General features: G+C 63.4%; 24 protein-coding genes. 15 read left to right on the forward strand and 9 right to left on the reverse strand.

Going from position 1 to position 22,101, the window contains the following annotated elements; all coding sequences use genetic code 11:
- Window positions 1-475 precede the first annotated feature (475 nt).
- A complete protein-coding gene (locus AC1RTB_RS12180; protein WP_492878734.1) occupies window positions 476-1,114 on the forward strand; it encodes a protein-L-isoaspartate(D-aspartate) O-methyltransferase in 639 nt (212 codons plus the stop codon).
- On the opposite strand, the gene AC1RTB_RS12185 is transcribed toward AC1RTB_RS12180, so the two are convergent.
- From AC1RTB_RS12185 to AC1RTB_RS12200, 4 genes are all read right to left on the reverse strand, one after another.
- A complete protein-coding gene (locus AC1RTB_RS12185; protein WP_492878732.1) occupies window positions 1,111-1,686 on the reverse strand; it encodes a GNAT family N-acetyltransferase in 576 nt (191 codons plus the stop codon). The two genes, AC1RTB_RS12180 and AC1RTB_RS12185, sit on opposite strands and share 4 nt — an antisense overlap.
- 104 nt (window positions 1,687-1,790) lie before the next feature.
- Window positions 1,791-2,570 carry a Bax inhibitor-1/YccA family protein gene (locus AC1RTB_RS12190; protein WP_492878730.1) on the reverse strand — a complete coding sequence of 260 codons (780 nt, stop codon included), beginning with the start codon at window positions 2,568-2,570 and terminating at the stop codon, window positions 1,791-1,793.
- A gap of 195 nt (window positions 2,571-2,765) precedes the next feature.
- Entirely contained in the window at window positions 2,766-5,309 is a 2,544-nt protein-coding gene (locus AC1RTB_RS12195) for an ABC transporter permease (protein WP_492878728.1), read from the reverse strand.
- A gap of 230 nt (window positions 5,310-5,539) precedes the next feature.
- Complete coding sequence (locus tag AC1RTB_RS12200; protein ID WP_492878726.1) at window positions 5,540-6,247, reverse strand: ABC transporter ATP-binding protein; 708 nt, start codon at window positions 6,245-6,247, stop codon at window positions 5,540-5,542.
- 64 nt (window positions 6,248-6,311) lie between these two features.
- On the opposite strand from AC1RTB_RS12200, the gene AC1RTB_RS12205 reads away from it, so the two are divergent.
- Together AC1RTB_RS12205 and thpR are read left to right on the forward strand one after the other, a co-directional pair.
- On the forward strand, window positions 6,312-6,938 hold the full coding sequence (locus AC1RTB_RS12205) for an arylesterase (RefSeq protein WP_492878724.1): 627 nt from the start codon (window positions 6,312-6,314) through the stop codon (window positions 6,936-6,938).
- A 138-nt stretch (window positions 6,939-7,076) separates the two neighbouring features.
- Entirely contained in the window at window positions 7,077-7,673 is a 597-nt protein-coding gene (gene thpR, locus AC1RTB_RS12210) for an RNA 2',3'-cyclic phosphodiesterase (RefSeq protein WP_492878722.1), read from the forward strand.
- On the opposite strand, the gene AC1RTB_RS12215 is transcribed toward thpR, so the two are convergent.
- Window positions 7,577-8,095, reverse strand: coding sequence for a low molecular weight protein-tyrosine-phosphatase (locus tag AC1RTB_RS12215; RefSeq protein ID WP_492878721.1), 519 nt, complete (start codon window positions 8,093-8,095; stop codon window positions 7,577-7,579). The genes thpR and AC1RTB_RS12215 overlap by 97 nt on opposite strands.
- 53 nt (window positions 8,096-8,148) lie before the next feature.
- Here AC1RTB_RS12215 and AC1RTB_RS12220 point away from each other — a divergent pair, with 53 nt between their 5' ends.
- From AC1RTB_RS12220 to AC1RTB_RS12230, 3 genes are all read left to right on the forward strand, one after another.
- Window positions 8,149-8,445, forward strand: a complete 297-nt coding sequence (locus AC1RTB_RS12220; protein ID WP_492878719.1) for a 4a-hydroxytetrahydrobiopterin dehydratase — start codon at window positions 8,149-8,151, stop codon at window positions 8,443-8,445.
- 75 nt (window positions 8,446-8,520) lie between these two features.
- A complete protein-coding gene (locus tag AC1RTB_RS12225) occupies window positions 8,521-8,889 on the forward strand; it encodes a YkvA family protein (RefSeq protein ID WP_492878717.1) in 369 nt (122 codons plus the stop codon).
- A 242-nt stretch (window positions 8,890-9,131) separates the two neighbouring features.
- The gene (locus tag AC1RTB_RS12230; RefSeq protein ID WP_476788153.1) at window positions 9,132-9,635 is read left to right on the forward strand and encodes an invasion associated locus B family protein; all 504 of its coding nucleotides are present in this window, start codon (window positions 9,132-9,134) and stop codon (window positions 9,633-9,635) included.
- 64 nt (window positions 9,636-9,699) lie between these two features.
- Here AC1RTB_RS12230 and AC1RTB_RS12235 read toward each other — a convergent pair whose 3' ends face one another.
- Complete coding sequence (locus AC1RTB_RS12235) at window positions 9,700-10,032, reverse strand: DUF1294 domain-containing protein (RefSeq protein WP_492878715.1); 333 nt, start codon at window positions 10,030-10,032, stop codon at window positions 9,700-9,702.
- A gap of 144 nt (window positions 10,033-10,176) precedes the next feature.
- On the opposite strand from AC1RTB_RS12235, the gene rlmN reads away from it, so the two are divergent.
- Together rlmN and AC1RTB_RS12245 are read left to right on the forward strand one after the other, a co-directional pair.
- The gene (gene rlmN, locus AC1RTB_RS12240) at window positions 10,177-11,412 is read left to right on the forward strand and encodes a dual-specificity RNA methyltransferase RlmN (protein WP_492878713.1); all 1,236 of its coding nucleotides are present in this window, start codon (window positions 10,177-10,179) and stop codon (window positions 11,410-11,412) included.
- The gene (locus AC1RTB_RS12245) at window positions 11,409-11,876 is read left to right on the forward strand and encodes a hypothetical protein (RefSeq protein ID WP_492878711.1); all 468 of its coding nucleotides are present in this window, start codon (window positions 11,409-11,411) and stop codon (window positions 11,874-11,876) included. The genes rlmN and AC1RTB_RS12245 overlap by 4 nt, the downstream gene beginning before the upstream one ends.
- Here AC1RTB_RS12245 and AC1RTB_RS12250 read toward each other — a convergent pair.
- Window positions 11,857-12,498, reverse strand: coding sequence for a LysE family translocator (locus AC1RTB_RS12250; protein ID WP_492878709.1), 642 nt, complete (start codon window positions 12,496-12,498; stop codon window positions 11,857-11,859). The genes AC1RTB_RS12245 and AC1RTB_RS12250 overlap by 20 nt on opposite strands.
- A gap of 144 nt (window positions 12,499-12,642) precedes the next feature.
- Window positions 12,643-13,908, reverse strand: coding sequence for a Glu/Leu/Phe/Val family dehydrogenase (locus AC1RTB_RS12255; RefSeq protein WP_492878707.1), 1,266 nt, complete (start codon window positions 13,906-13,908; stop codon window positions 12,643-12,645).
- Window positions 13,909-14,254: 346 nt separating this feature from the next.
- Between AC1RTB_RS12255 and AC1RTB_RS12260 the strand changes: the two genes are divergently transcribed.
- The 7 genes from AC1RTB_RS12260 to AC1RTB_RS12290 all read left to right on the forward strand — a co-directional run bounded on the left by AC1RTB_RS12260 (window position 14,255) and on the right by AC1RTB_RS12290 (window position 21,088).
- Window positions 14,255-15,313, forward strand: a complete 1,059-nt coding sequence (locus tag AC1RTB_RS12260) for a dipeptidase (RefSeq protein ID WP_492878705.1) — start codon at window positions 14,255-14,257, stop codon at window positions 15,311-15,313.
- A 38-nt stretch (window positions 15,314-15,351) separates the two neighbouring features.
- Entirely contained in the window at window positions 15,352-16,989 is a 1,638-nt protein-coding gene (locus tag AC1RTB_RS12265) for an ABC transporter substrate-binding protein (RefSeq protein ID WP_492879024.1), read from the forward strand.
- 28 nt (window positions 16,990-17,017) lie between these two features.
- Window positions 17,018-18,076, forward strand: coding sequence for an ABC transporter permease (locus AC1RTB_RS12270; protein WP_492879022.1), 1,059 nt, complete (start codon window positions 17,018-17,020; stop codon window positions 18,074-18,076).
- Window positions 18,073-18,990, forward strand: coding sequence for a nickel transporter permease (gene nikC, locus AC1RTB_RS12275; RefSeq protein WP_492878703.1), 918 nt, complete (start codon window positions 18,073-18,075; stop codon window positions 18,988-18,990). Before AC1RTB_RS12270 ends, nikC begins: the two co-directional genes overlap by 4 nt.
- On the forward strand, window positions 18,987-19,820 hold the full coding sequence (locus AC1RTB_RS12280) for an ABC transporter ATP-binding protein (RefSeq protein WP_492878701.1): 834 nt from the start codon (window positions 18,987-18,989) through the stop codon (window positions 19,818-19,820). The genes nikC and AC1RTB_RS12280 overlap by 4 nt, the downstream gene beginning before the upstream one ends.
- Window positions 19,817-20,566, forward strand: a complete 750-nt coding sequence (locus tag AC1RTB_RS12285; protein WP_492878699.1) for an ABC transporter ATP-binding protein — start codon at window positions 19,817-19,819, stop codon at window positions 20,564-20,566. The genes AC1RTB_RS12280 and AC1RTB_RS12285 overlap by 4 nt, the downstream gene beginning before the upstream one ends.
- An 81-nt stretch (window positions 20,567-20,647) precedes the next feature.
- Entirely contained in the window at window positions 20,648-21,088 is a 441-nt protein-coding gene (locus AC1RTB_RS12290; protein ID WP_492878697.1) for an RbsD/FucU family protein, read from the forward strand.
- Window positions 21,089-21,310: 222 nt separating this feature from the next.
- Here AC1RTB_RS12290 and AC1RTB_RS12295 read toward each other — a convergent pair whose 3' ends face one another.
- Window positions 21,311-22,093, reverse strand: a complete 783-nt coding sequence (locus tag AC1RTB_RS12295) for an IclR family transcriptional regulator (RefSeq protein WP_492878695.1) — start codon at window positions 22,091-22,093, stop codon at window positions 21,311-21,313.
- Between the last annotated feature and the right edge of the window lie 8 nt (window positions 22,094-22,101).

Genomic DNA, 22,101 nt, shown 5'->3' on the forward strand with positions numbered 1-22,101 from the left:
CCCGAGCATGGAGCCAGGAGACGCTTGGCACTGCCTATAGCCTGTTCGACCACCCAAACGCCACACCAGTCATGTCGGTGCGCGCTCTGTCCGGCGGTTCGGCCGTCTGTGGTCCACAAGCGCGGCGAACCGGCGTGGCGAAAGACAGTGTCGATGTGTGGGGAGGGGCTGAAAAAAACAACACCCGCCGGGGGAGGAAGTCCGGCGGGTGTCGTATTGGTGGCCAGCGTCTGGGAGGAGGTAGGCGCTGACCTATTCGTCGGAAACCTGGGAGGAGGTAGGTCCGACAAATTCGATGACCCATATCTAGCTCCGGTGAGCCAGGATTTAAAGTGTTGATATTGCATAGGAGCTTTGCATTTTGTGCAATGCAGCACGAGCCGTCGCATTGCAACATCAAGGAGACGCTGCGGCAACCACACCACGACGGAACCTTGCGCCCTCGCCCAAGTTAAAGGGCAACGGCAGGCAAGCCATGATCGACTACCGGGCGGCACGCCTCAGAATGGTCGAATACCAGATCGCACGGCGCGGCATAACCGACGTGGCGGTGCTGGAAGCGATGGCTGCGGTGCCGCGCGAGGAATTCGTGCCGCTGGCACTTCGCGACCATGCCCATGAAGATACGGCGCTGCCCATTGCGCATGGCCAGACGATCTCTCAGCCCTATATCGTCGCGCTGATGGCACAGGCAGCCGAGCTGCGATCTGGCGACAAGGTTTTGGAGATCGGCACTGGCTCGGGCTACGCGGCAGCCGTGATGGCCGAGATCGCCGGGCGCGTGATCACCGTCGAGCGTCTTGGCTCGCTGGCCGACGCCGCGCGAAGCCGGCTGCAACAGCTGGGCTACACCACTGTCGAAGTGATATCGGGCGACGGCACGGAAGGTTGCGAGCGACAGGCGCCGTTCGATGCCATCCTGTCGGCGGCAGGCACCCGCAAGGTGCCGCCGGCCTGGAAGCAGCAGCTGACGATCGGCGGCCGGCTCATCCTGCCGCTCGGCCCACTCGGCGACCAGCAACTGGTCAAGATCGTGCGCCAAGGCGAAAAGGACTATAGCCAGAAGATTCTGGCCGGCGTGCGCTTCGTGCCGCTTGTCGGCGGATCGGGTTAGCCCTTGCCGCCCTTTGCCCTGAAGCGGCGCTCCGGCATCGAATTGGCATCCGGCGGCACAGTTGCCCCGCCATTCATCGCCAGTTGCATGAACACGGTGTCGAGCCAGCGGCCGTGCTTGTAGCCTGAGCCTTCCATGCGCCCGGTGTGGTGGAAACCGAGCCTTTCATGCAGCCGCACCGACGGACTTTCGGCATGGCCGTCGCCGATGACAGCGACAATCTGGCGAAAGCCGAGCGCGATCGTCTCGTCGATCAGCGCCTGCATCAGCGCCTTGCCGATGCCCGCACCCTTGGCTTCGGGTGCGATGTAGATCGAATCCTCGACGATGAAGCGATAGGCCGGGCGCGCCCGAAACGGCCCGGCATAGGCGTAGCCGATGACCGCGCCATCGCGTTCGGCAACGAGATAGGGATAACCGCCATCCATCAGCGCCTCGAAGCGTTCGCCCATTTCGGCACGCGTCGGCGGCTCCAGCTCATAGCTCGCCGCGCCATTCAGCACGGCATCCTCATAGATCTGCGTGATCTGGTCGAGATCGCCTGGCAAGGCGTGTCGTATCATAATGCTCATTTTTTAGGCAACCAGTTGTTCTGCCTACATTTGAGCAAAAATCGGCACAAATGAAAAGGGCGACCGTTAGGCCGCCCTTCAAATCATGACTGGTCCAGAGCTTGTTATTCGCGGTTGCCCAGGAACGACAGCAGGAAGGAGAACAGGTTGATGAAGTCGAGATAGAGCGTGAGTGCGCCCATGGTCGCCTTGCGGCCGGAAACGAGAACGTCGTCACCGTCGAAATACATCTCCTTGATCTTCTGCGTGTCGTAGGCGGTCAGGCCCGCGAACACCAGCACGCCGATCGCCGAGATGGCGAACTGCAGGGCCGAAGACTGCAGGAAGATGTTGACCACCATCGCGATCAGGATGCCGAACACGCCCATGATCAGGAACGAGCCCATGGCCGTCAGGTCACGCTTGGTCGTGTAGCCGACCAGCGACAGCGCGCCGAAGGCGGCAGCGGTCACGAAGAAAGTCTGAACGATGCTAGCGCTGGTATAGACCAGGAAGATCGACGACAGCGATAGGCCCATCAGGCCGGCAAAGACCCAGAACGCGGTCTGCGCGCCGGATACGCTCATCGACTGGATGCGGGCGCTCAGGAAGAAGACCATGCCGATCGGTGCCAGCATGACGACCCACTTCAGCGGCGAGCCGTAAAGCGCGACGCCAAGGCTGGTCAGCATCTTGCCGTTGCCCATCGTGGCGACGGCGGTGGCCGGATCGTTGGTGGTCGCCAGCATCATCGTGCCGAACGCTGCCAGGCCGGTGATGACGAGACCGAGCGCCATAAGGTTGTAAACCTTGATCATATAGGCGCGCAGGCCCTCGTCGATCGACGCGTCGGTGCGGCTGCCTGCCGTCGCCACGCGCGTCTGGTAGTTTCTAAAGTCGGACATGGTTTCCTCTGTTGCTTCTGCCCCGTCGGGTGTCAGGCCGAAACCCAGGCGCCGCTGGCGGGACTCCAGCATGCCTCCGGCGAAATATGATGGTTCTTTCTGGTCTAAACAAGGCCCGTTACGGCCTGAAACCCACTGTGAGGGCACATTTCTCATACAATTGTCGTTGAAGTCCAGCCCCAAGCGCCATTTCGCCTACTCGCTGCGCAGTATAGGCGCTGCCTTGTGGCCAAGCACACGCCAGGTCCCGACCAGGCCAAAACCGACGGTCAGCACCAAGGCGAAGACAATCGTTGCCACCGCGACCTCGGGCAGGAAATGCGACGGCAGCGTCATGATTCGGGCCACGACGAACCAGGCGGCGACCCCGCCGGCGACAAGTGCGAACACCGCCGTGGCAAGGCCGATCAGCATGTATTCGAGCGAAAACGCCGCGATCAGCGTCCGTCGTGTCGCCCCCAGCGTCTTGAGGATCACCGCGTCGTGGACGCGGGCGCGGTTGCCGGCAGCGAGCGCACCCGCCAGCACCAGCACCGAAGCGATCAGCGCCACGCCGGCTGCGGCGCGGATTGCCGTGCCGAGCTGGGCGACGAGCCGGTTGACGACATCGAGCGCGTCCTTGACCCTAACCGTGGTGATCGCCGGATAGCTGCGCGTCACCGAATTGAGGATGCGTGATTCGTCGGCCGGTGCTGCCTTGTCTTCGGTCAGCGTGGCGAGCCAGCTATGCGGCGCACCGGCGAATGTGTTGGGCGAAAACACCATCACGAAGTTGATGCCCATCGTTTCCCACTGCACGTCGCGGAAATTGGCGATCCTGGCGGTGACGTTGCGGCCAAGCACGTTGACCGTCACCATGTCGCCGAGCTTGAGGCCGAGCTCGCGCCCCTCCTGTGCCGAAAACGACACCAGCGGCTCGCCGGCATAATCGGCCGGCCACCACGTGCCTTGCGACAGCGTCGAATTCTCGGGAATGTTCTTGGCGTAGGTCAGGCCACGATCGCCGCGCAGCACCCACGCGCCTTCCGGTGGCACGTTGAGCTTCTGCACGTCGGTGCCGTTGAGCGCCATGACGCGGCCGCGCAGCATCGGCACCCGAACCAGCTTGGCCCCAGGCGCTTCGGCCTCGACCAATTTGGCGAAAGCGTCGACCTCGCCGGGCTGGATATCGACGAAGAAGAAGTTCGGCGCGCGTTCCGGCAGGCTGCCGGCGATCTGGCGGCGCAGATTGCCGTCGATCAGCGCCAGCGTCACAAGAAGCGTCAGGCCAAGGCCGAGGGAAAGCACCACCGACGGCGTCAAGGCGCCCGGCCGGTGGATGTTGCCGATGGCGAGGCGAAGGGCGGTCGAACGCACGCGCGGGCTCTTGCGCGCCAGCCACTGCACGCCGCTCGCCACGGCACGCAGCACCAGGAACGAAAAGACGGTGGCGCCGACAAAGATGGTGGCAATGCGCCGGTCGCCGGCAAACCAGATGGCAAGCAGCGCCAGCACCGCAGCAATGCCGAGCGCCGTCGCGATATAGACAAGCCTTGGCAGGCCGCGACCCTCGAACCCCATCTCGCGGAACAGTGCTGTTGCCGGCACATCGCGGGCGCGGCCGAGCGGCAGGATGGCGAAAGCGAGCGTCACCAATATGCCGAACAGTGCAGCCATGGCGAGCGCTGCGGGATAAATGCCCGCTTCGGCCGGCACCGGGATGACCGACTGGAGTGCGGCACTTGCGGCAAACGGCATCATTGCGCCAAGCACGAGGCCGATGACGACGCCAACGGTTGCTATCAGCAGGATCTGGATGAGGTAGACTGAAAGCACGAAGCCGCCCGAGGCACCCAGGCTTTTGAAGGTGGCGATGACGCCGCGCTTGGCGTCGAGATAGGCGCGCACGGCGTTGGCCACGCCAACGCCACCGACCACCAGCGAGGTCAGCCCGACCAGCGTCAGGAACTGGGTGAAGCGCTCGATATTGGCCGAAAGTGCCGGTGCGGCATTACTGCGGGTGCGCACGCTCCAGCCGGCCTCCGGGAATTCGGCATTGGCGCGTTCGCGAACGGCGTTGACTTCAGCCTCGCTCGTGCCCACCGGCAAGCGGATCTTGTAGGCATGCTCGACAAGGCTGCCGGGCTGAATCAGACCGGAAGCGCTCAGGCCTTCCATCGAAACCAGCAAGCGCGGCGCAAAGCCGAAGCCATCCGAGACCGCGTCGGGTTCGGTGATCAGCTTTGCCCTGAGCTCGAAGGTCGAGCCGCCGAGCTTGATGCGGTCGCCGAGCTTCAGGTTGAGGCGCTCGAACAACAAATCCGGGGCCACGGCACCAAAAGCGCCCGCCTTTTCAGCAAACAGTTCGTCGCGCGGCAGGACCGGCTCGGTGACCAGCGCGCCGTAAAGTGGGTAGACGCCGTCGACGGCCTTGGCCTCGACCAGCGACTGGTCCGAACCGTCCTCCAGCCGCGCCATCGAACGCATGCCGGCATTGTGCGACACGGTGCCGAGGCTTTCGAGGAAGGTCTTTTCCTTGTCCGTCGCTTCGCGCTGGATCAGCTGGAAGCGGATATCGCCGCCGAGCAGCGCCTGGCCTTCGCTGGCAACGCCGGCGGTAATCGCCCGCGCCACCGAATTGACCCCGCCGATCGCCGCCACCCCAAGGGCGATGCAGGTCAGGAAAATAAGAAAGCCGCGCAGGCCGCCGCGCATTTCACGCGAGGCAAAGCGGAAGGCAAGGGGCAGGTCTTTCAGCATGCGAGCACCGAAATGCTGAAGGCAGAACCTTGGACCGCCTGCGTATCTTCCCACCCCCCTCTGGCCTGCCGGCCATCTCCCCCGCAAGGGGGGAGATCAGCAGCGTCGCCTTTGGCATCCGTCCTGCACCGTTTGCGGTTGGCGAAAGCGGAGATGAAGGCTGATCTCCCCCCATGCGGGGGAGATGGCCGGCAGGCCAGAGGGGGGTGCGAAGAAACGCTACACATCGCCTAAGCCCGCATTTTCTTTGCGTCGACGGCAGCCTCTGCCGTCTCGATCCGCCCCGAGCGCATCGCCACCTGCCGGTCGCAACGCGCCGCAAGGGCGGGATCGTGAGTGACGAGCACCAGCGTCATGCCGCGCTCGGCGGCCTTGGCAAACAGCAGGTCGGCGATCTGGCGGCCCGTCGCCTGATCGAGATTGCCGGTCGGCTCGTCGGCGATCAGGATGCGCGGCTCGGGCGCAAGCGCCCGGGCAATCGCCACGCGCTGCTGCTCGCCGCCCGAAAGCTCGCCCGGGTAATGTGTCACGCGATCGGCGAGGCCGACAGCCGCCAGTTCGCGTTCGGCGATGGCGAAAGCGTCGCGCTTGCCGGCCAGCTCGAGCGGCACGGCAACATTTTCCAGTGCCGTCATGTTGGGAATCAGGTGGAACGACTGGAACACGATGCCGATGTTACGCCCCCGAAACGAGGCGATCTGGTCTTCGCTGCGGCCATTGAGCAACTCGCCGGCGATTTGTACCGTTCCCGAATCGACCCGCTCCAGACCCGCCAGGACCATCAGCAGCGTCGACTTGCCGGAACCCGAGGGGCCAACGATGCCGGTCGCCTCGCCGGCAGCAACATCGAGGCTCACGCCTTTCAGCACATGCACGGATGAGGCCCCGGTCCCGAGCGTCAGCGATACGTCTCTCAGTTCGATGACTGCTTCTGTCACGGCAAATCTGTCCTATATGAAAACTGTTGGGCGGGGACCGTCTTCGTCATATCGGGTCTAATTCATGGTTTTCAAAAAACTATTCGCCGCAGCCCTGTTCATGCTTGCGGCATCTCTTGGTGCGCCGGCGTCGGCGGAGCCATTTCGCATCGTTGGATTCGGCGACAGCCTGATGGCCGGCTACGGCCTTGGCCCTGGCGAGGGTTTTCCAGAAAAACTTGAGGCAGCGCTACGCGCCCGCGGTCACGATGTGGTGATCACCAATGCCGGCGTCTCGGGCGATACCACGAGCGGCGGCGTGTCCAGGCTCGACTGGTCGGTGCCAGAAGGCACGCAGCTGGTGATTCTCGAACTCGGCGCCAACGACATGCTGCGCGGTATCGACCCAGCCCTCGTCGAGCAGAACCTCGACAAGATGCTCGCCCGGCTCAAGGAGCGGAATATCCCGGTGCTGCTCGCCGGCATGGTCGCTACGCCCAGTCTCGGTCACGCCTATGGCGAACAGTTCGGGACGATCTATCCGAAACTGGCGGAGAAATACGGCGTCCCGCTTTATCCGTTCTTCCTCGATGGCGTTGCCGGTGACCGTTCGCTGTTGCTCGAAGACGGCATGCACCCCAACGCAGCGGGTGTCGATCGGATGGTCGAACGTGCGTTGCCGACTGTGGAAAAGGCGATTGGCACCCAATGAACTCGCCATGCAACGCCGCCACACTTCACAAGCAACGGTGGCTTTGAAACAGCAAGTGCTGAACAAAGCTCTTGCCCACCGAGGCGATCGATGATTCGCTGAGGCTACGGATTGCGATTCGAGGAAGGGAGCCTGGCCATGCCGCGACTTTTCACCGCCCTCGAGATTCCGCGTGATGCCGCTCTATCGCTGTCCCTGCTCAGGGGCGGTCTACCCGGCGCCCGCTGGATCGATGTCGAGAATTACCACCTCACCTTGCGTTTTTTCGGCGATATCGAAGGCCACGTCGCCGACGAGATCGTTGACGCGCTCGACCGTGTCGACCGGCCCGGCTTCCCGCTCACCTTGTCGGGTGTCGGCGCGTTCGGGCAGAAAAAGCCGCATGCGGTCTGGGCCGGCGTCACACCCTCGCCGGAGCTGAATGCACTACAGGGCGAGATCGAACGCATCAGCAAGCGCCTTGGCCTGCCGTCTGATCCGCGCAAATTCACGCCGCACGTCACGCTGGCGCGGCTGCGGAACACCAGCCCGCTCGACGTCGCGCATTATTTGTCGGCACGCGGCAATTTTTCCACCCTGCCCTTCCGCGTCGGCCGCTTCGTCTTGATGTCGTCGCGCGACTCGGTCGGCGGCGGCCCCTATATCGTCGAGGAGGCGTGGCCGCTCAATGGCGCCGATGCCCGCGCGGCCAGTCGGTCGACGAGCGACTCCGAGGCCTCGCAGATCATGCGGTAGACCGCAACAAACCCGTCTTCGCCGCCATAATAGGGATCGGGCACATCTTGTGCCCGGCCCGTGGCATGACCGAGGAAGAGTTCGACGCGCCCGTTGCCCGCCTGCGGTGACAGCGCATTGAGATCGTCGACATTCGAGCGGTCCATGCCAAGGATCAGGTCGAAGCGCGCGAAATCGCCCGCCACAACCTTGCGCGCCTGCTGCGCTGAAATGTCGATGCCATGAAGGGCCGCGACCGCGATCGAGCGCGGATCGGGCGCCGAGCCGGCATGCCAGCCGCCGGTGCCGGCCGAGTCGATCGTGAAATCGGCTTCCAGGCCACGTTCGGCAAGCACGGCGCGAAACACGCCCTCGGCCAGCGGCGAACGGCAGATATTGCCGAGGCAGACGAAAAGGATGGATTTTACCGGCTTCTCGCTCATCGTTCTCGCGCTATGCTGGTGAGGAAAGACTTCGATACCCACGGGAGCATGAAATGGCCAGAGAGAAACTTGAACCTGCCGAACTGAACCAGGCCCTGGCCGAGCTCGGCGGCTGGACACTTGCCGCCGACGGGCTGTCGATGTCGCGCAGCTTCGTGTTCAAGAATTTCAGCGAGGCCTTTGCCTTCATGACCCGCGTAGCACTTGCCGCCGAGAAGATGGACCATCATCCCGACTGGTCGAACGTCTACAAGACCGTCGACGTCAAGCTCAACACCCATGATGCCGGCGGGCTGACCGAGCTCGACATCAAGCTGGCAAAGCGCATGAACAGCTATTTCGGTTCCTGAGGACGGCATCTTGCAGCGGAACGGTAACCTTCCCACATCCATGGCAAACGGGTTCGGACAAAGGAGTCTGTCTGGATGGTGAAGTTCCCTGGCTTTGACGGCTTCCGCGACGGCATGAACGATGCGCCGCCAAGCGAGGGCGAAGTGCGCGACAAATTCTGGCGCACCGCCAAGCGCGCCGCCCGTCATGTGCCCTTCATGGAAGAGGTGGTCGCTGCCTATTATTGCGCGCTCGACAAGGAGACCCCGCTTCGTGCCAAGGGTATCCTTCTGGCAGCACTCGGCTATTTCATCCTGCCGGTCGACACCATCCCCGACGTCATCCTCGGCCTCGGCTTCACCGACGACATCGCCGTTTTGACAGCGGCGATCACCGCCGTGCGCGCCCATATGACGCCGGCGCACCGGCTTGCCGCCAAGGAAGCGCTGTCGCAGGACTGGTAAGACGCGGGGCCCGCCTGTTTCATCCTGAAACGAAAAGTCAAACTCTTGCCGTTTTCGTGGTTTTCAACCGCATCAGGGACAAGTTGCCTGTTGCACGACAGGCAGTTAGGCGGGGCTCCATGCGGTGAATGTCCTTTATGCGAGGTCATTCACCCTTTGGTAACCCAGATTAAATCAAAATGAAGCGAACGGGCGGGCGCGCAGTCGGCCTGCCCCGCTCCATTTGAGGTACAGGAAAAGCGATGCGCGGTTTGATAGCTACAATTTCGGGTCTGGTGCTTGCCGTGTCGGCAATGCCGGCACTCGCCCAGTCGGCGACCAAGATCGGTCAGCACAACGCCTGGGGCACCTACAGCTACCAGGCACAGAACGGCAAGGTTTGTTACGTGCTGACGGTGCCGACCGACAAGCAGCCGCCGACGCTCGACCATGGCGACATGTTCTTCTTCGTCAGCCAGCGCCCGGGCCAGAAGGTCTCGTTCGAGCCGCAGTTCATTGCCGGCTACAATTTCCAGGAAAACTCCAAGGTCTCCGTCACCATCGACGGCAAGAGCTTCTCGATGTTCACCAAGGGCAAGTCGGCCTGGGTCGAGAACGCCGCCGAGGAGCCGGCCCTGATCGCCGCCATGAAAGGCGGAACCGACATGAAGGTCCAGGCCAAGTCGGGCCGCGGCAACCCGACGAGCTATGTCTTCTCGCTCAAGGGCATTTCGGCCGCGCTGACGTCGATCACCACCTGCAAGTAAGCGCATTCGATACGTGTTTCGAAAGCCGGGCGATTGGGTCGCCCGGCTTTTTTATTGCGGAAACCTACGAAACCACCGCGCCGCTCAGTGCATTGAGCAGGCCAGACACCCAGTGCGGCACGATCAGCCAGATAACCAGGGCGGTGATCGCAACCGCCTGCAACAGCACGATACGGTACAAACGCGACCGGAACGGCTCCTTGCGGGTCTTGTGCCGGAACAAATGCTGGGCCGCGACCGCGCCGATGCTGCCGCCGGCGAATGCAAGCCAAAGCAGGGTTTTCTCAGGGATACGCCGCACGCCATTGCGGGCCAACCGCTTGTCGCGCCAGAAGGCTACGAACGCCGCAATGTTGACGGCGAGCACCACCAGGACGATATGGAGGATGTTGCTCATCGGCCCAGCATCGTGGCCAATGCCTAACAGACTGCAAAGCTGCGGCACAAATGCATGGCCGCCAAAACGTGACGTGGCGACAGACCTGTGATATGTCGCCCCAAAATCCTACATATGCCGCGATATCAACCGATCTGAGCCCGAATGACCCTTTCGCTCGACCTCACCACCGATGCCACCCGCAACGCGTTGCGCGCCCGTGCGGCCGCGCCCGTCAAGGAGTCGCTGATCGGCCTCACCCGCGAGGAGCTTGCCGAAGCGTTGATCGCCTCTGGTACGGTTCCCGAACGCCAGGCCAGGATGCGTGTCCAGCAGCTGTGGCATTGGCTCTATGTCCGCGGCGTCTCCGACTTCGCCGACATGTTCAACATCTCCAAGGACCTGCGCGCCGAACTGGCCAAGCACTTCACCATCGCGCGTCCCGAGATCGTCGAGGAACAGATTTCCTCCGATGGCACGCGCAAGTGGCTGTTCCGCTTTCCGCCGCGTGGTGCCGGCCGCCCCGTCGAGATCGAAACCGTCTACATCCCCGAGGAAGGGCGCGGCACGCTGTGCATTTCGTCCCAGGTCGGCTGCACGCTGACCTGCTCGTTCTGCCACACCGGCACGCAGAAGCTGGTGCGCAACCTGACGGCGGAAGAGATTCTGACGCAGCTGATGACGGCACGCGACCGGTTGGGCGACTTCCCCGACCGCAACACGCCCGACGGTGCCATCGTGCCGGCCGAAGGCCGCAAGATCTCCAACATCGTCATGATGGGCATGGGCGAGCCGCTCTACAATTTCGAGGCGGTCAAGAAGGCTTTGCTGATCGCGTCCGACGGCGACGGGCTGTCGCTGTCCAAGCGCCGCATCACGCTGTCGACCTCGGGCGTCGTGCCGGAAATCTTCCGCACCGGCGAAGAAATCGGCGTCATGCTGGCGATCTCGCTCCATGCCACCAATGACGATCTGCGCGACCTCTTGGTGCCAATCAACAAGAAGTACCCGCTCAAGGATCTGATCGAGGCCTGCCGAACCTATCCCGGCCTGTCGAACGCGCGCCGCATCACCTTCGAATATGTGATGCTCAAGGACGTCAACGATTCCCTCGAGGACGCCAAGGCGCTGGTCAAGCTGTTGCGCGGCGTACCGGCCAAGATCAATCTGATCCCGTTCAACCCATGGCCCGGCACCAACTACCAGTGCTCGGACTGGGAGACGATCGAGAAGTTCGCCGACTACATCAACAATGCCGGCTATGCCTCGCCGATCCGCACCCCGCGCGGCCGCGATATCCTCGCCGCCTGCGGCCAGCTCAAGTCGGAATCCGAGCGCATGAAGAAGTCCGAGCGCCTGGCGCTCGAAGCCATGATGATCGCGGGACACGGCGAGGCGTGAGCCGCTTCCTGCTCTATCTCGGCAAATTCGCCCATATGGTGCTGGGCTATCTCGCGGCGTCGCTTGCCGCCAGCGCTTTCCTCAATGTGGTCTTCCTCGGTGCAGCCGGCCTGATTGCCGCCGAAATCCCGCCCGAGGTGGCGACCGGGTCGATGGTCTTCACCATCCCCTTCACCGCGCTGTTCGTCGCCTATTTCGCCTTCGTGCCGGCGGTCGTCGTCATGCTTTTGGCCGAACTTTTGGGCAAGCGCGACTGGCTGTTTTATGCGCTATCAGGCGGCTTCGTTGCCCTGGTGTTCATCGGCTTCGCCTACCAGGCAGGCGACCCGAGCTTCGCCTACCGCGACCCGCTGCTGCCGGTCTCGATCATCGGCAGCGGCCTCATCGGCGGCATCGCCTACTGGTTCGTCACCGGCCGCTTTGCCGGTGTCCTGGGTCCCAGGCCTACTTCGCCTGCGCCGTAAGGATTTTCAGCGCGAAGGCTGAAAACACGCCCGCGAACAGATAGTCGACGATGCGCGTGACGCGCGGGCTCTTCTTGAGCAGGCCGGCGAACTTGTCGGCGGCGATCACCATCGGTGCTGTGATCGGCAGCGACAGGATGATGAACATCGCGCCGAGGAAGAACAGCTTTCCCGGCGCGTTGGTGTCGTGGGCCGACACGAACTGCGGCAGGAAGGTCATGAAAAACAGGATGATCTTGGGGTTGAGCAGGTTGATGCCAAGCCCGGTCGCCCAGTTCTGGAACACCGAGCGCGGCGCCCGCTTGGTCGTGTCGGGCGAAAAGGCCGAACCCTTCGATATCGCCTGGAAGGCGAGCCAGACGAGATAGCCGGCACCAACGATCTTGAGCGCCATGAAGGCCTGCGGCGAGGCGACGATCAGCGCCGACAGCCCGAGCGCCACAAGCGTGGTGTGGAAGACGATGCCGGTCATCGCACCCGCCATGCAGGCAAAGCCCGCCTTGCGGCCTTCCGACAGCGCCCGGCCGACGAACAATGTCATGTCGGGTCCAGGCGTGATCGCGATGATGAAGGTCGCGATTGCAAACTGGATGATGGTCGACCAATCGGGAATGAAGGACATTGTCGGGCCGCCGGTTCCGCCTGGAAAGGCAAGGGTTGTGGGAGATTTCAGGGCGGAAGCCCTACGCCCGCGAACTTGGCGCTTCAACTGGAAAGTGCGGACCAGATCGCCGCCGGACCATTTCGATCCGGCGGCGTGACCAATTTAGCTCGCGAAATAGTTCTGCGTGCCGTGGGCTTCGATCGCCTCGGCGAGACGTGCGAGTGCATGGACGTAAGCTGCGGTGCGCACCGAAACGTCCTTGGCCTTGGCGACGTCCCAGATGGCGCGGCCCTCGCGTTCCATGATGGTGCGCAGGCGCTCGTGGATCTCCTCGAGCGGCCAGTAGTAACCCTGACGGTTCTGCACCCATTCGAAATAGGAGACGGTGACGCCGCCGGCATTGGCCAGGATGTCGGGCAGGACGACGATGCCCTTCTTCTCGAGGATGGCATCGGCTTCCGCGGTGACCGGGCCGTTGGCCAATTCGAGCACGATGCGGGCCTTGACCTGGTCGGCATTGTCGATGCGGATCATGTTCTCCAGCGCCGACGGCACCAGGATGTCGCAATCGACGCCGACAAGCGCATTGCCGTCGAGCAGTTCATGGCCGGCGTGGCCGGCGGTCGTGACGACCGAGCGGCCGCTGTCCTTGGCAACGAAGAGTCGGTCGAGGTCGAGCCCGTTGGCCGCCTGCACCGCACCTTCGGAATCGGAAACGGCGACGATCTTGTGGCCGTCCGAGGCAAGCAGGCGCGCAATGTGCTGGCCGGCATTGCCAAAACCCTGCACGGCGATGCGCAGGCTGCCCTTGAGGCCGAGCTCTTCGGCGAGGTGGCGCACGAGATAGAAGCCGCCGCGCGCGGTGGCGTCGCCACGGCCGAGCGAACCGCCCAGCGCCAGCGGCTTGCCGGTGATGACGGCAGGCGAAGCCTGGCCGACGATCTGCGCATACTCATCGGCCATCCAGCCCATGATCATCGAGTTGGTGTAGACGTCGGGTGCCGGGATGTCGCGGTCGGGACCGATGATGCGGGCGAAAGCCTGGATGTAGGCGCGGGAAAGACGTTCCAGCTCCGCCTTGGACAGCTTGCGCGGGTCGACCTGCACGGCACCCTTGCCGCCGCCATAGGGCAGGTTCATCACGGCGCATTTGAAGGTCATCCAGAACGCCAGCATCTCGACCTCGTCGGCGGTCGACTCCGGATGGAAGCGGATGCCGCCCTTGGTCGGTCCGCGCGTGTCGTCATAGCGGCAGCGCCAGGCGATGAAGGATTTGCGCGAGCCGTCGTCCATGCGGATCATCAGACGGGCTTTGGTGGTCTCGCGGGCAAATTTCAGTTTCTCGATAACGTCGGCGTCGACGTTCAGGTGTTTTGCCGCCTCGTCGAGGCGCACGAGTGCATGATCGAGAAGACTGACTTCTGACATATAAACTTCCTAACCTAATCAATGGATTTGCAGTTTGGCGAGCGACCTGAAGGCCGCCTGTGGTGGCCTGCACAAATTTTGTTCAGAACTCAATGCCGTACAGGGACGCAGGCTGCCGCAAGGTCACCCGCAGCCATCCGCCGGCCGGAACCACGAGCCGAAATTTCCGTGCGTTTTCGGGGCGTGAATTATATGTCCGCGCCCTAATGGTCCAGGCCGAGATTCCTGTTGGTCCTGGACAGCAGGACCAAGCGGATTTGCGGCCCCAGTGCAAAGCTCACCCCTGGGGACAGGTTGACTTGCCCTGCCGCACATCATCCAACTGCGCCGCAGACAGGGGTAGGTAATGCAGGCAATTTTCGACGGCCACAACGACGTGCTTTATCGGTTGTGGAACAACGCCGCCAAGGGCGCGGACCCGGTGGCGGAGTTCATCGAAGGCACCAAGCTGGGCCATATCGACATGCTCCGCGCCAAAAAGGGCGGTCTCGCCGGTGGTCTGTGCGCGATCTACATCACCTCGGCCAACATGCCCGACGAGGTGCGCGACGAAAACGGGCACTATGCCATTCCGCTGTGCAAGCCGCTCGAACGCGCGCCTTCGCTCGACATCGCCCTCGACATGGCTTCGATCGCCTTCAGGATCGAGCGGGCCGGCGGCTGGAAGATCTGCCGCAGCGGCGCCGACATCGATGCAGCCCGCGCCGAAGGCAAGTTCGCCGCCGTGCTGCATATGGAAGGCTGCGAGGCGATCGACGCCGATCTCGCCGCGCTCGACGTGTTCTACGCCGCCGGCCTGCGCACGCTCGGCCCGGTGTGGAGCCGCAACACCGTGTTCGGCCACGGCGTGCCATTTGCGTTCCCGTCAAGCCCCGACACCGGCCCCGGCCTGACCGAAGCCGGCAAGCGGTTGGTCAAGGAATGCAATCGCATCGGCATCGCCATCGATCTCGCCCACATCACCGAACAGGGTTTCTGGGACGTCGCCAAGCTGTCCGACCAGCCGCTGATCGTCAGCCATTCCAACGCTCATGCGATCACCCCGATCAGCCGCAACCTGACCGACAAGCAGCTCGCCGCCGTGCGCGAAAGCAACGGCCTGGTCGGGCTGAACTTCGCCGTCACCATGCTGCGCGAGGATGGCGCAAAGAACGTCGACACCCCGCTCTCCCAAATGATCCGCCATGTCGACTATCTGGTCGAACATGTCGGCATCGACGGCGTGGCGCTGGGCTCGGACTTCGACGGCTGTACCGTACCGGGAGAGATCGGCGATGCCGCCGGGCTCCAGAAGCTCGTTGCGGCCCTTGGGAACGCTGGCTATGGTGACGCCGATCTGGCGAAAATATGCCGTGACAACTGGCTGAGGGTCTTGCGCTCTGCCTGGCACGAAACGGCGGCCTAACAACAAATAATTCGTCAACTTGGGGAACTGAAAAAATGATGATTGGTAAAATGAACGGGCATTTCCGCCTGATGCTTGCAGGCGCTGCCTTGTCGGCGATGGTTTTCGCTTCACCCGCGCTTGCGGTGACACCGGCCGACACGCTGGTCCAGGCTTGGGCCATCGACGACACCATCACGCTCGACCCGGCTGAATCCTTCGAGCTCAGCCCTGCCGAATTCCTCGGCAACGCCTACGACATGCTTGTCCGCCTCGACGTCAGCGACACCACCAAGGTGCGCCCCGGCGTCGCCGAGAGCTGGACCGTCTCCGACGACGGCCTGGTCTACACCTTCAAGCTCAAGCCCGGCCTGAAGTTCGCCTCGGGCAACCCGATCACCGCCGCTGACGTCGCCTGGTCGTTCGAGCGCGTCGTCAAGCTCGACAAGAGCCCGGCCTTCATCCTCACCCAGTTCGGCCTGACCAAGGACAATGTCGCTGACAAGGCCAAGGCCGTCGACGACAACACCTTTGTCTTCACCGTCGACAAGTCCTATGCACCGAGCTTCGTGCTCAACTGCCTGACGGCAACTGTCGGCGCGGTGATGGACAAGAAGCTGGTGCTCGAACACGTCGCCCCGGTCACGCCGACCGACGAATACAAGTTCGACAACGACTTCGGCAATGGCTGGCTCAAGACCGGTTATGCCGGCTCGGGTCCGTTCAAGATCCGCGACTGGCGCGCCAACGAGATTCTCGTGCTTGAGCGCAACGACAACTACTACGGCGAAAAGGCTACCCTTGCCCGCGTCATCTATCGCCACGTCAAGGAAAGCGCGACCCAGCGTCTGATGCTCGAAGCCGGCGACATCGACGTGGCCCGCAATCTCGAGCCGGGCGATCTGGAGGCGATCTCGAAGAACGCCGAGATGACCACCACCAGCGCGCCGAAGGGCACGGTCTATTACATCAGCCTCAACCAGAAGAACCCCAACCTGGCTAAGCCCGAAGTGCGCCAGGCGCTCAAGTACCTTGTCGATTATGACGCAATCGGCTCGACCTTGATCAAGGGCATCGGCGAAATCCGCCAGACCTACCAGGCCAAGGGTGTGCTCGGCGCGCTCGACTCGAACCCGTTCAAGTTCGACGTCGCCAAGGCCAAGGAACTGCTGGAGAAGGCAGGCCTGAAGGACGGTTTCACCGTCACCATGGATGTGCGCAACAGCCAGCCGGTGACCGGCATTGCCGAAGCCTTCCAGCAGACGGCGGGCGAAGCCGGCGTCAAGGTCGAGATCATTCCCGGCGACGGCAAGCAGACGCTGACCAAGTACCGCGCCCGCAACCACGACATGTATATCGGTCAGTGGGGCATGGACTACTGGGATCCGAATTCCAACGCCGAGACCTTCACCTCCAACCCCAACAATGCCGACGACGGCACTGTGAAGACGCTGGCCTGGCGCAATGCCTGGGACGTGCCGGAACTGACCGAGAAGACCAAGGCTGCCCTTCTGGAGCGTGACAACGACAAGCGCGCGGCCATGTACAAGGAGTTGCAGCAGACGGCCCTCGACACCAGCCCGTTCGTGATGATCTTCCAGCAGACCGAGGTCGCCGGCCTGCGTGGCAACGTCAAGAACTACAAGCTGGGGCCGAACTTCGACTCCAACTTCGTCGCTCCCGTGACCAAGGACTGATCCGAAAAGGATCGATCCGTTGAGCAGCATGGAAAACCAGACGCAAGCGGGGCGCGCCAACAGGCGCGCCTCTGCCATCGCAGGCTCGATCGCCAGTTTCCTGGTGATCGTGGCAACGACCTATCTCGGCCTTCTGGCCGTCACCTTCTTCATCGGCCGCATTGTTCCCATCGATCCGGTGCTGGCGATCGTCGGCGACAGGGCACCTGCCCATGTCGTTGAGCGCACCCGCATCGAAATGGGCTTCAACCTGCCCTACTACCAGCAGTTCTACCTCTATGTGAAAGGTGTGCTGCAGGGCGATTTCGGCACCTCGGTTCTGACCACCAACGCCGTCATGGCCGATATCCGCCGCGTCTTTCCCGCGACCATGGAACTGGCGACCGTCGGCACCATCATTGGTGCTGCCTTCGGCATCCCGCTCGGCGTGCTGGCAGCCGTCAAGCGCGGCAGCCTCGCCGACCAGATCGTGCGTATCATCGGCCTGATCGGCTATTCGATGCCGATCTTCTGGCTCGGGCTTCTGGCGCTTTTGGTGTTCTACGCCCGGCTCGGCTGGACCGCCGGCCCCGGCCGCATCGACGTGGTGTTCGAATATACCTTCACGCCGATCACCGGCTTTTACCTGCTCGACGCGGTCCTCAACCGCGACTGGGCGGCATTCAAGGACATCTTCGCCCACATCATCCTGCCGGCCTCGCTGCTCGGCTATTTCTCGCTCGCCTATATCAGCCGCATGACGCGTTCCTTCATGCTCAACGAGTTGAGCCAGGAATACATCGTTGCGGCCCGCGCCAAGGGCCTGTCGGAAACCCGCATCATCTGGGGCCACGCACTGCGCAACGCCGCTGTGCCGCTGGTCACAGTGATCGCGCTGTCTTACGCCGGCCTGCTCGAAGGCTCGGTGCTGACCGAAACGGTCTTCGCCTGGCCCGGCCTTGGCCTTTACATCACCAATTCGCTGCAGAACGCCGACATGAACGCGGTCCTGGGCGGCACGATCGTCATCGGTTCGGTGTTCATCGCGCTCAACCTGTTCTCCGACCTGCTCTATCGCCTGCTCGACCCAAGGACGCGGATACGATGAGCGACGCTGTTATGACCCGCCGCGAATGGCTTTTGACCGACAGGCCGCAGTCGCGCCTGCAGGCACGGCTTGGCCAAGCCTATCTGACCTGGCGCCGCTTCACTGCAAACAAGCTCGCCGTCGTCGGCATGTTCATCATCCTGGCGCTGCTGCTCATTGCCGCCTTCGCGCCGTTGCTCGCGCCCTACTCGCCCTATATCGGCGACCTCAAGAATGCGCGCCTGATGCCGCCCAGTGCCGAGTATTGGCTTGGAACCGACGACCAGGGCCGCGATATCCTCTCGCGGCTGATCTACGGCTCGCGCCTCACCTTGCAGGTGGTGGCGCTGGTCGCCATCATCGCCGCCCCGGTCGGGCTGCTGGTCGGCACCGCCGCTGGTTATGCCGGCGGCTGGGTCGATGCGGTCTTGATGCGCATCACCGACATCTTCCTCGCCTTCCCCAAGCTGGTGCTGGCGCTGGCCTTTGTGGCGGCGCTTGGACCCGGCATCGGCAACGCCATCATCGCCATCGCGCTGACCTCATGGCCGCCCTATGCCCGCATCGCGCGCGCCGAAACGCTGACGTTGCGCAGCTCGGACTACATCTCGGCGGTCAAGCTGATGGGCGCCTCGCCAATGCGTATCGTGGTGCGCCACATCATGCCGCTATGCATCTCCTCGCTGATCGTGCGCGTCACGCTCGACATGGCCGGCATCATCCTGACCGCCGCCGGCCTAGGCTTCCTCGGGCTCGGCGCCCAGCCGCCGCTTCCCGAGTGGGGCTCGATGATCGCCTCGGGCCGCCGCTTCATCCTCGACCAGTGGTGGGTCGCGGCCGCTCCCGGTGCCGCCATCCTCATCGTCAGCCTCGGCTTCAACCTGCTGGGCGATGGACTGCGCGACGCACTCGACACACGCAGCGGTGGCCAATGAGCACGCTGCTGCATGTCGACGACCTCCGCGTTTCCTTCCCCACCCGCACAGGTGTGGTGGAGGCGGTGCGCGGCGTCTCCTTCGCGCTCGGCCAGGAGCGGCTCGGCATCGTCGGCGAGTCCGGTTCGGGCAAGTCGCAGACCGGCCGCGCCATCATGGGGCTGACGCCGCAGCAGGCCGAGATCAAGGCCAAGCGGCTCGAATTCGCCGGCATCGACCTTTTGAAGACATCGGCGGCAGAACGGCGGGCCTTGCGCGGCAATCGCATCGCCATGATCCTGCAGGACCCGAAATATTCGCTCGATCCTGTCATGACCATCGGCCGGCAGATCGTCGAGACCCTGCGCACGCATGAAAAGATCGGCAAGTCGGAAGCACGCGAGCGCGCGCTCGACATGCTCTCGGCGGTGCAGATCCGCGACCCCAAGCGCGTCTTCGACCTCTACCCGCACGAGGTGTCGGGCGGCATGGGCCAGCGCGCCATGATCGCCATGATGCTGATCGCCGGCCCTGAGCTTCTGATCGCCGACGAGCCGACCTCGGCGCTCGACGTCACCGTCCAGCTCGACATTCTGCGCATCCTCGACCGGCTGGTCATCGACCGTGGCATGGGGCTGATCTTCATCTCGCACGATCTGCGCCTGGTCTCGACTTTCTGCGACCGGGTGATCGTCATGTATGCCGGCAAGGTCGTCGAGGAGCTCAAGGCCTCCGAGCTGTCGCACGCCAGGCACCCCTACACGCAAGGCCTGCTCAACTGCATGCCCAAGATCGGCACGAGCCGGCACCCGCTGCCCGTGCTCGACCGCCAGCCGGAGTGGCTGCTTTGACCCCTGCCCTTTCCATCGATCGCCTGCGCGTCGTCTATGACGACTTCATCGCGCTCAAGGATGTGAGCCTGACAGTTGCCCAGGGCGAATCCTTCGGCCTTGTCGGCGAATCCGGTTCCGGCAAGTCGACGCTGCTGCGCGCCGTCGCAGGCTTGGCACCCGTGACCTCGGGCACCATCGACGTCGGCGGCAAGCGCCTCGGCAAGACGCGTGACAAGGAATTCTACCGCCAGGTGCAGATGGTGTTCCAGGATCCTTACGGCTCGCTGCACCCGCGCCAGACGGTCGACCGGCTGCTGCTCGAGCCATTGGCGATCCACGGCTTTGCCGACATCGACAAACGCATCCAGCGCGCGCTTGACGAGGTTGGTCTCGGCTCCGGCTTCCGCTTCCGCTATTCGCACCAGCTCTCAGGCGGCCAGCGCCAGCGCGTGGCGATTGCCCGCGCGCTGATCCTCGAACCTTCGGTGCTCCTGCTGGACGAGCCGACATCGGCGCTCGACGCCTCGGTGCAGGCCGAAGTGCTCAATTTGCTCGAACAGATCCGGCGCGACCGCAAGCTGACCTTCGTCATGGTCAGCCACGACCTCGGCGTCATCACCCATATGTGCGAGCGGCTGATGGTGATGCAAAGTGGCGCGGAGGTTGAGCGGCTCGAAGCCGGCGATCTCGCCTCCCGCAATGTCACCAAGGACTATACGCGCAATCTTCTGGTCGCCAGCGAGGGTTTTGTCCGCGAGCCTTGAGCCAAGGCTTTCGCTTGCCTGTTGCCGCGCGCGCCTGCACATTGCAGCCGATCAGCAACCCGCGTCATCAGGTATCCGCCCATGCTACTCGGCATCGATCCACTGCTCGGCCCCGACGTGCTCTACGTGCTTCGCTCGATGGGACATGGCGATGACCTGATCATCGCCGACGCCAATTTCCCGGCCGAAGCGATCTCGCGCCAGACCGTGTTTGGCCGCCCACTGCGCATCGACGCCGACATTGTCCGGGTGATGAAGGCGGTGCTTTCGGTGATGCCTGTCGATACCTTCGTCGACGATGCCTTCGGCCGCATGGAGGTCGTCGGCAAGCCGGACGAACTCCCCGAAGTTCAGCGCGAGGTGCAGAAGCTCATCTCGGGCACCGGAACCAAGATGGTCGGCATCGAGCGTTTCGCCTTCTACGAACGCGCCAGGAAGGCCTACGCCGTCATCCAGACCCAGGAGCGCCGCTTCTACGCCGACTTCGCCGTCCGCAAGGGTGTCGTCCCGCCGGACGCTTAGTGCATTTGCGACCGACGTAGAGCCGCCCCTCATCCGCCTGCCGGCACCTTCTCCCCGTAATGACGGGGAGAAGGGACGCTGCCGCAACGCTGACGCCCCCCTCTCCCCGTTTTTCACGGGGAGAGGGTAAGGGTGAGGGGCAGCGCTAAGCTTCAATATCCCCCTCCCCCTTGTGGGGAGGGGTTAGGGGTGGGGGTATTCCCAAGTGCTGGCGTCTGCGGACTAAGACAGCGACAGCTTCGCCGCGACGTCCTTGAGCAAAACGAGCGTCTGGTCGATATTGGCCTGGGCGTCGTCCAGCCGCTGGATATAGGGACAGGTCAGCACCGCAATCGCATAGCCGTCGGGCGTCAGGATCGGTACGGAGATGTCGTCGACGCCCCTGATCTGCTGGCTTTCGGCGATGCGGTGGCCGTCCTTGCGGTAGCCTTCGAGCACCGGCTCGAGTTTGGCCCGGGCGATTGCCAGCTTGGTTCCTTCCCAGCGTATCGTCGCTTCCGCCTGGGAGTGCTCGTCCTGGAAGGCGAGCAGGGTCTGGCCCGAACCGGTCGCCAACAGGTCGATATGCGCGCCGATCCGGATGCCGAATTCCCAATTGCCGGGGCAGCTGGCATGCGCGACAACGAGTGCCGCGCCACCTTCCGGAACCACCAGATGGCAGGACTGGCCGGCGTCGCTGGCAAAACCATCCATCAGCGGTAGCGCTCGCGCGACGAGCCTCCGCACCGGCGGATGCCGGTGCGCCAAAACGAAAAGCTTCATGGTCAGGGCGTAGCGGTCGCCTTCGGGTGAGCGGCTGACATAGTCGCGCGCCACCAGCCGTTCGAGCATGCGGTAGACCTCGCTCGGCCCCCGGCCCATCGCCTTGACGATTTCGGCGCGCGTCAGCCCACCCGGCTGCTCGGACAGCAACTCCAGAATGTCGAGCCCCTTGTCGAGCGCCGGCGCCCGGTAGCGCTCGTCCTTATCCTGGTCGTTTGCGGCGTAGGCTGGCCGTTTGGGCATCGCTCGAA

It is taken from the genome of Aminobacter sp. GW821-FHT11F06, from assembly GCF_058808215.1.

Coding starts and splice junctions, on each gene's coding strand:
- AC1RTB_RS12180 (WP_492878734.1), top strand. CDS start 476: ATGATCGACTACCGGGCGGCACGCCTCAGAATGGTCGAATACCAGATC.
- AC1RTB_RS12185 (WP_492878732.1), bottom strand. CDS start 1,686: ATGAGCATTATGATACGACACGCCTTGCCAGGCGATCTCGACCAGATC.
- AC1RTB_RS12190 (WP_492878730.1), bottom strand. CDS start 2,570: ATGTCCGACTTTAGAAACTACCAGACGCGCGTGGCGACGGCAGGCAGC.
- AC1RTB_RS12195 (WP_492878728.1), bottom strand. CDS start 5,309: ATGCTGAAAGACCTGCCCCTTGCCTTCCGCTTTGCCTCGCGTGAAATG.
- AC1RTB_RS12205 (WP_492878724.1), top strand. CDS start 6,312: ATGGTTTTCAAAAAACTATTCGCCGCAGCCCTGTTCATGCTTGCGGCA.
- thpR (WP_492878722.1), top strand. CDS start 7,077: ATGCCGCGACTTTTCACCGCCCTCGAGATTCCGCGTGATGCCGCTCTA.
- AC1RTB_RS12215 (WP_492878721.1), bottom strand. CDS start 8,095: ATGAGCGAGAAGCCGGTAAAATCCATCCTTTTCGTCTGCCTCGGCAAT.
- AC1RTB_RS12220 (WP_492878719.1), top strand. CDS start 8,149: ATGGCCAGAGAGAAACTTGAACCTGCCGAACTGAACCAGGCCCTGGCC.
- AC1RTB_RS12225 (WP_492878717.1), top strand. CDS start 8,521: ATGGTGAAGTTCCCTGGCTTTGACGGCTTCCGCGACGGCATGAACGAT.
- AC1RTB_RS12230 (WP_476788153.1), top strand. CDS start 9,132: ATGCGCGGTTTGATAGCTACAATTTCGGGTCTGGTGCTTGCCGTGTCG.
- AC1RTB_RS12235 (WP_492878715.1), bottom strand. CDS start 10,032: ATGAGCAACATCCTCCATATCGTCCTGGTGGTGCTCGCCGTCAACATT.
- rlmN (WP_492878713.1), top strand. CDS start 10,177: ATGACCCTTTCGCTCGACCTCACCACCGATGCCACCCGCAACGCGTTG.
- AC1RTB_RS12250 (WP_492878709.1), bottom strand. CDS start 12,498: ATGTCCTTCATTCCCGATTGGTCGACCATCATCCAGTTTGCAATCGCG.
- AC1RTB_RS12255 (WP_492878707.1), bottom strand. CDS start 13,908: ATGTCAGAAGTCAGTCTTCTCGATCATGCACTCGTGCGCCTCGACGAG.
- AC1RTB_RS12260 (WP_492878705.1), top strand. CDS start 14,255: ATGCAGGCAATTTTCGACGGCCACAACGACGTGCTTTATCGGTTGTGG.
- AC1RTB_RS12265 (WP_492879024.1), top strand. CDS start 15,352: ATGATTGGTAAAATGAACGGGCATTTCCGCCTGATGCTTGCAGGCGCT.
- AC1RTB_RS12270 (WP_492879022.1), top strand. CDS start 17,018: ATGGAAAACCAGACGCAAGCGGGGCGCGCCAACAGGCGCGCCTCTGCC.
- nikC (WP_492878703.1), top strand. CDS start 18,073: ATGAGCGACGCTGTTATGACCCGCCGCGAATGGCTTTTGACCGACAGG.
- AC1RTB_RS12280 (WP_492878701.1), top strand. CDS start 18,987: ATGAGCACGCTGCTGCATGTCGACGACCTCCGCGTTTCCTTCCCCACC.
- AC1RTB_RS12290 (WP_492878697.1), top strand. CDS start 20,648: ATGCTACTCGGCATCGATCCACTGCTCGGCCCCGACGTGCTCTACGTG.
- AC1RTB_RS12295 (WP_492878695.1), bottom strand. CDS start 22,093: ATGCCCAAACGGCCAGCCTACGCCGCAAACGACCAGGATAAGGACGAG.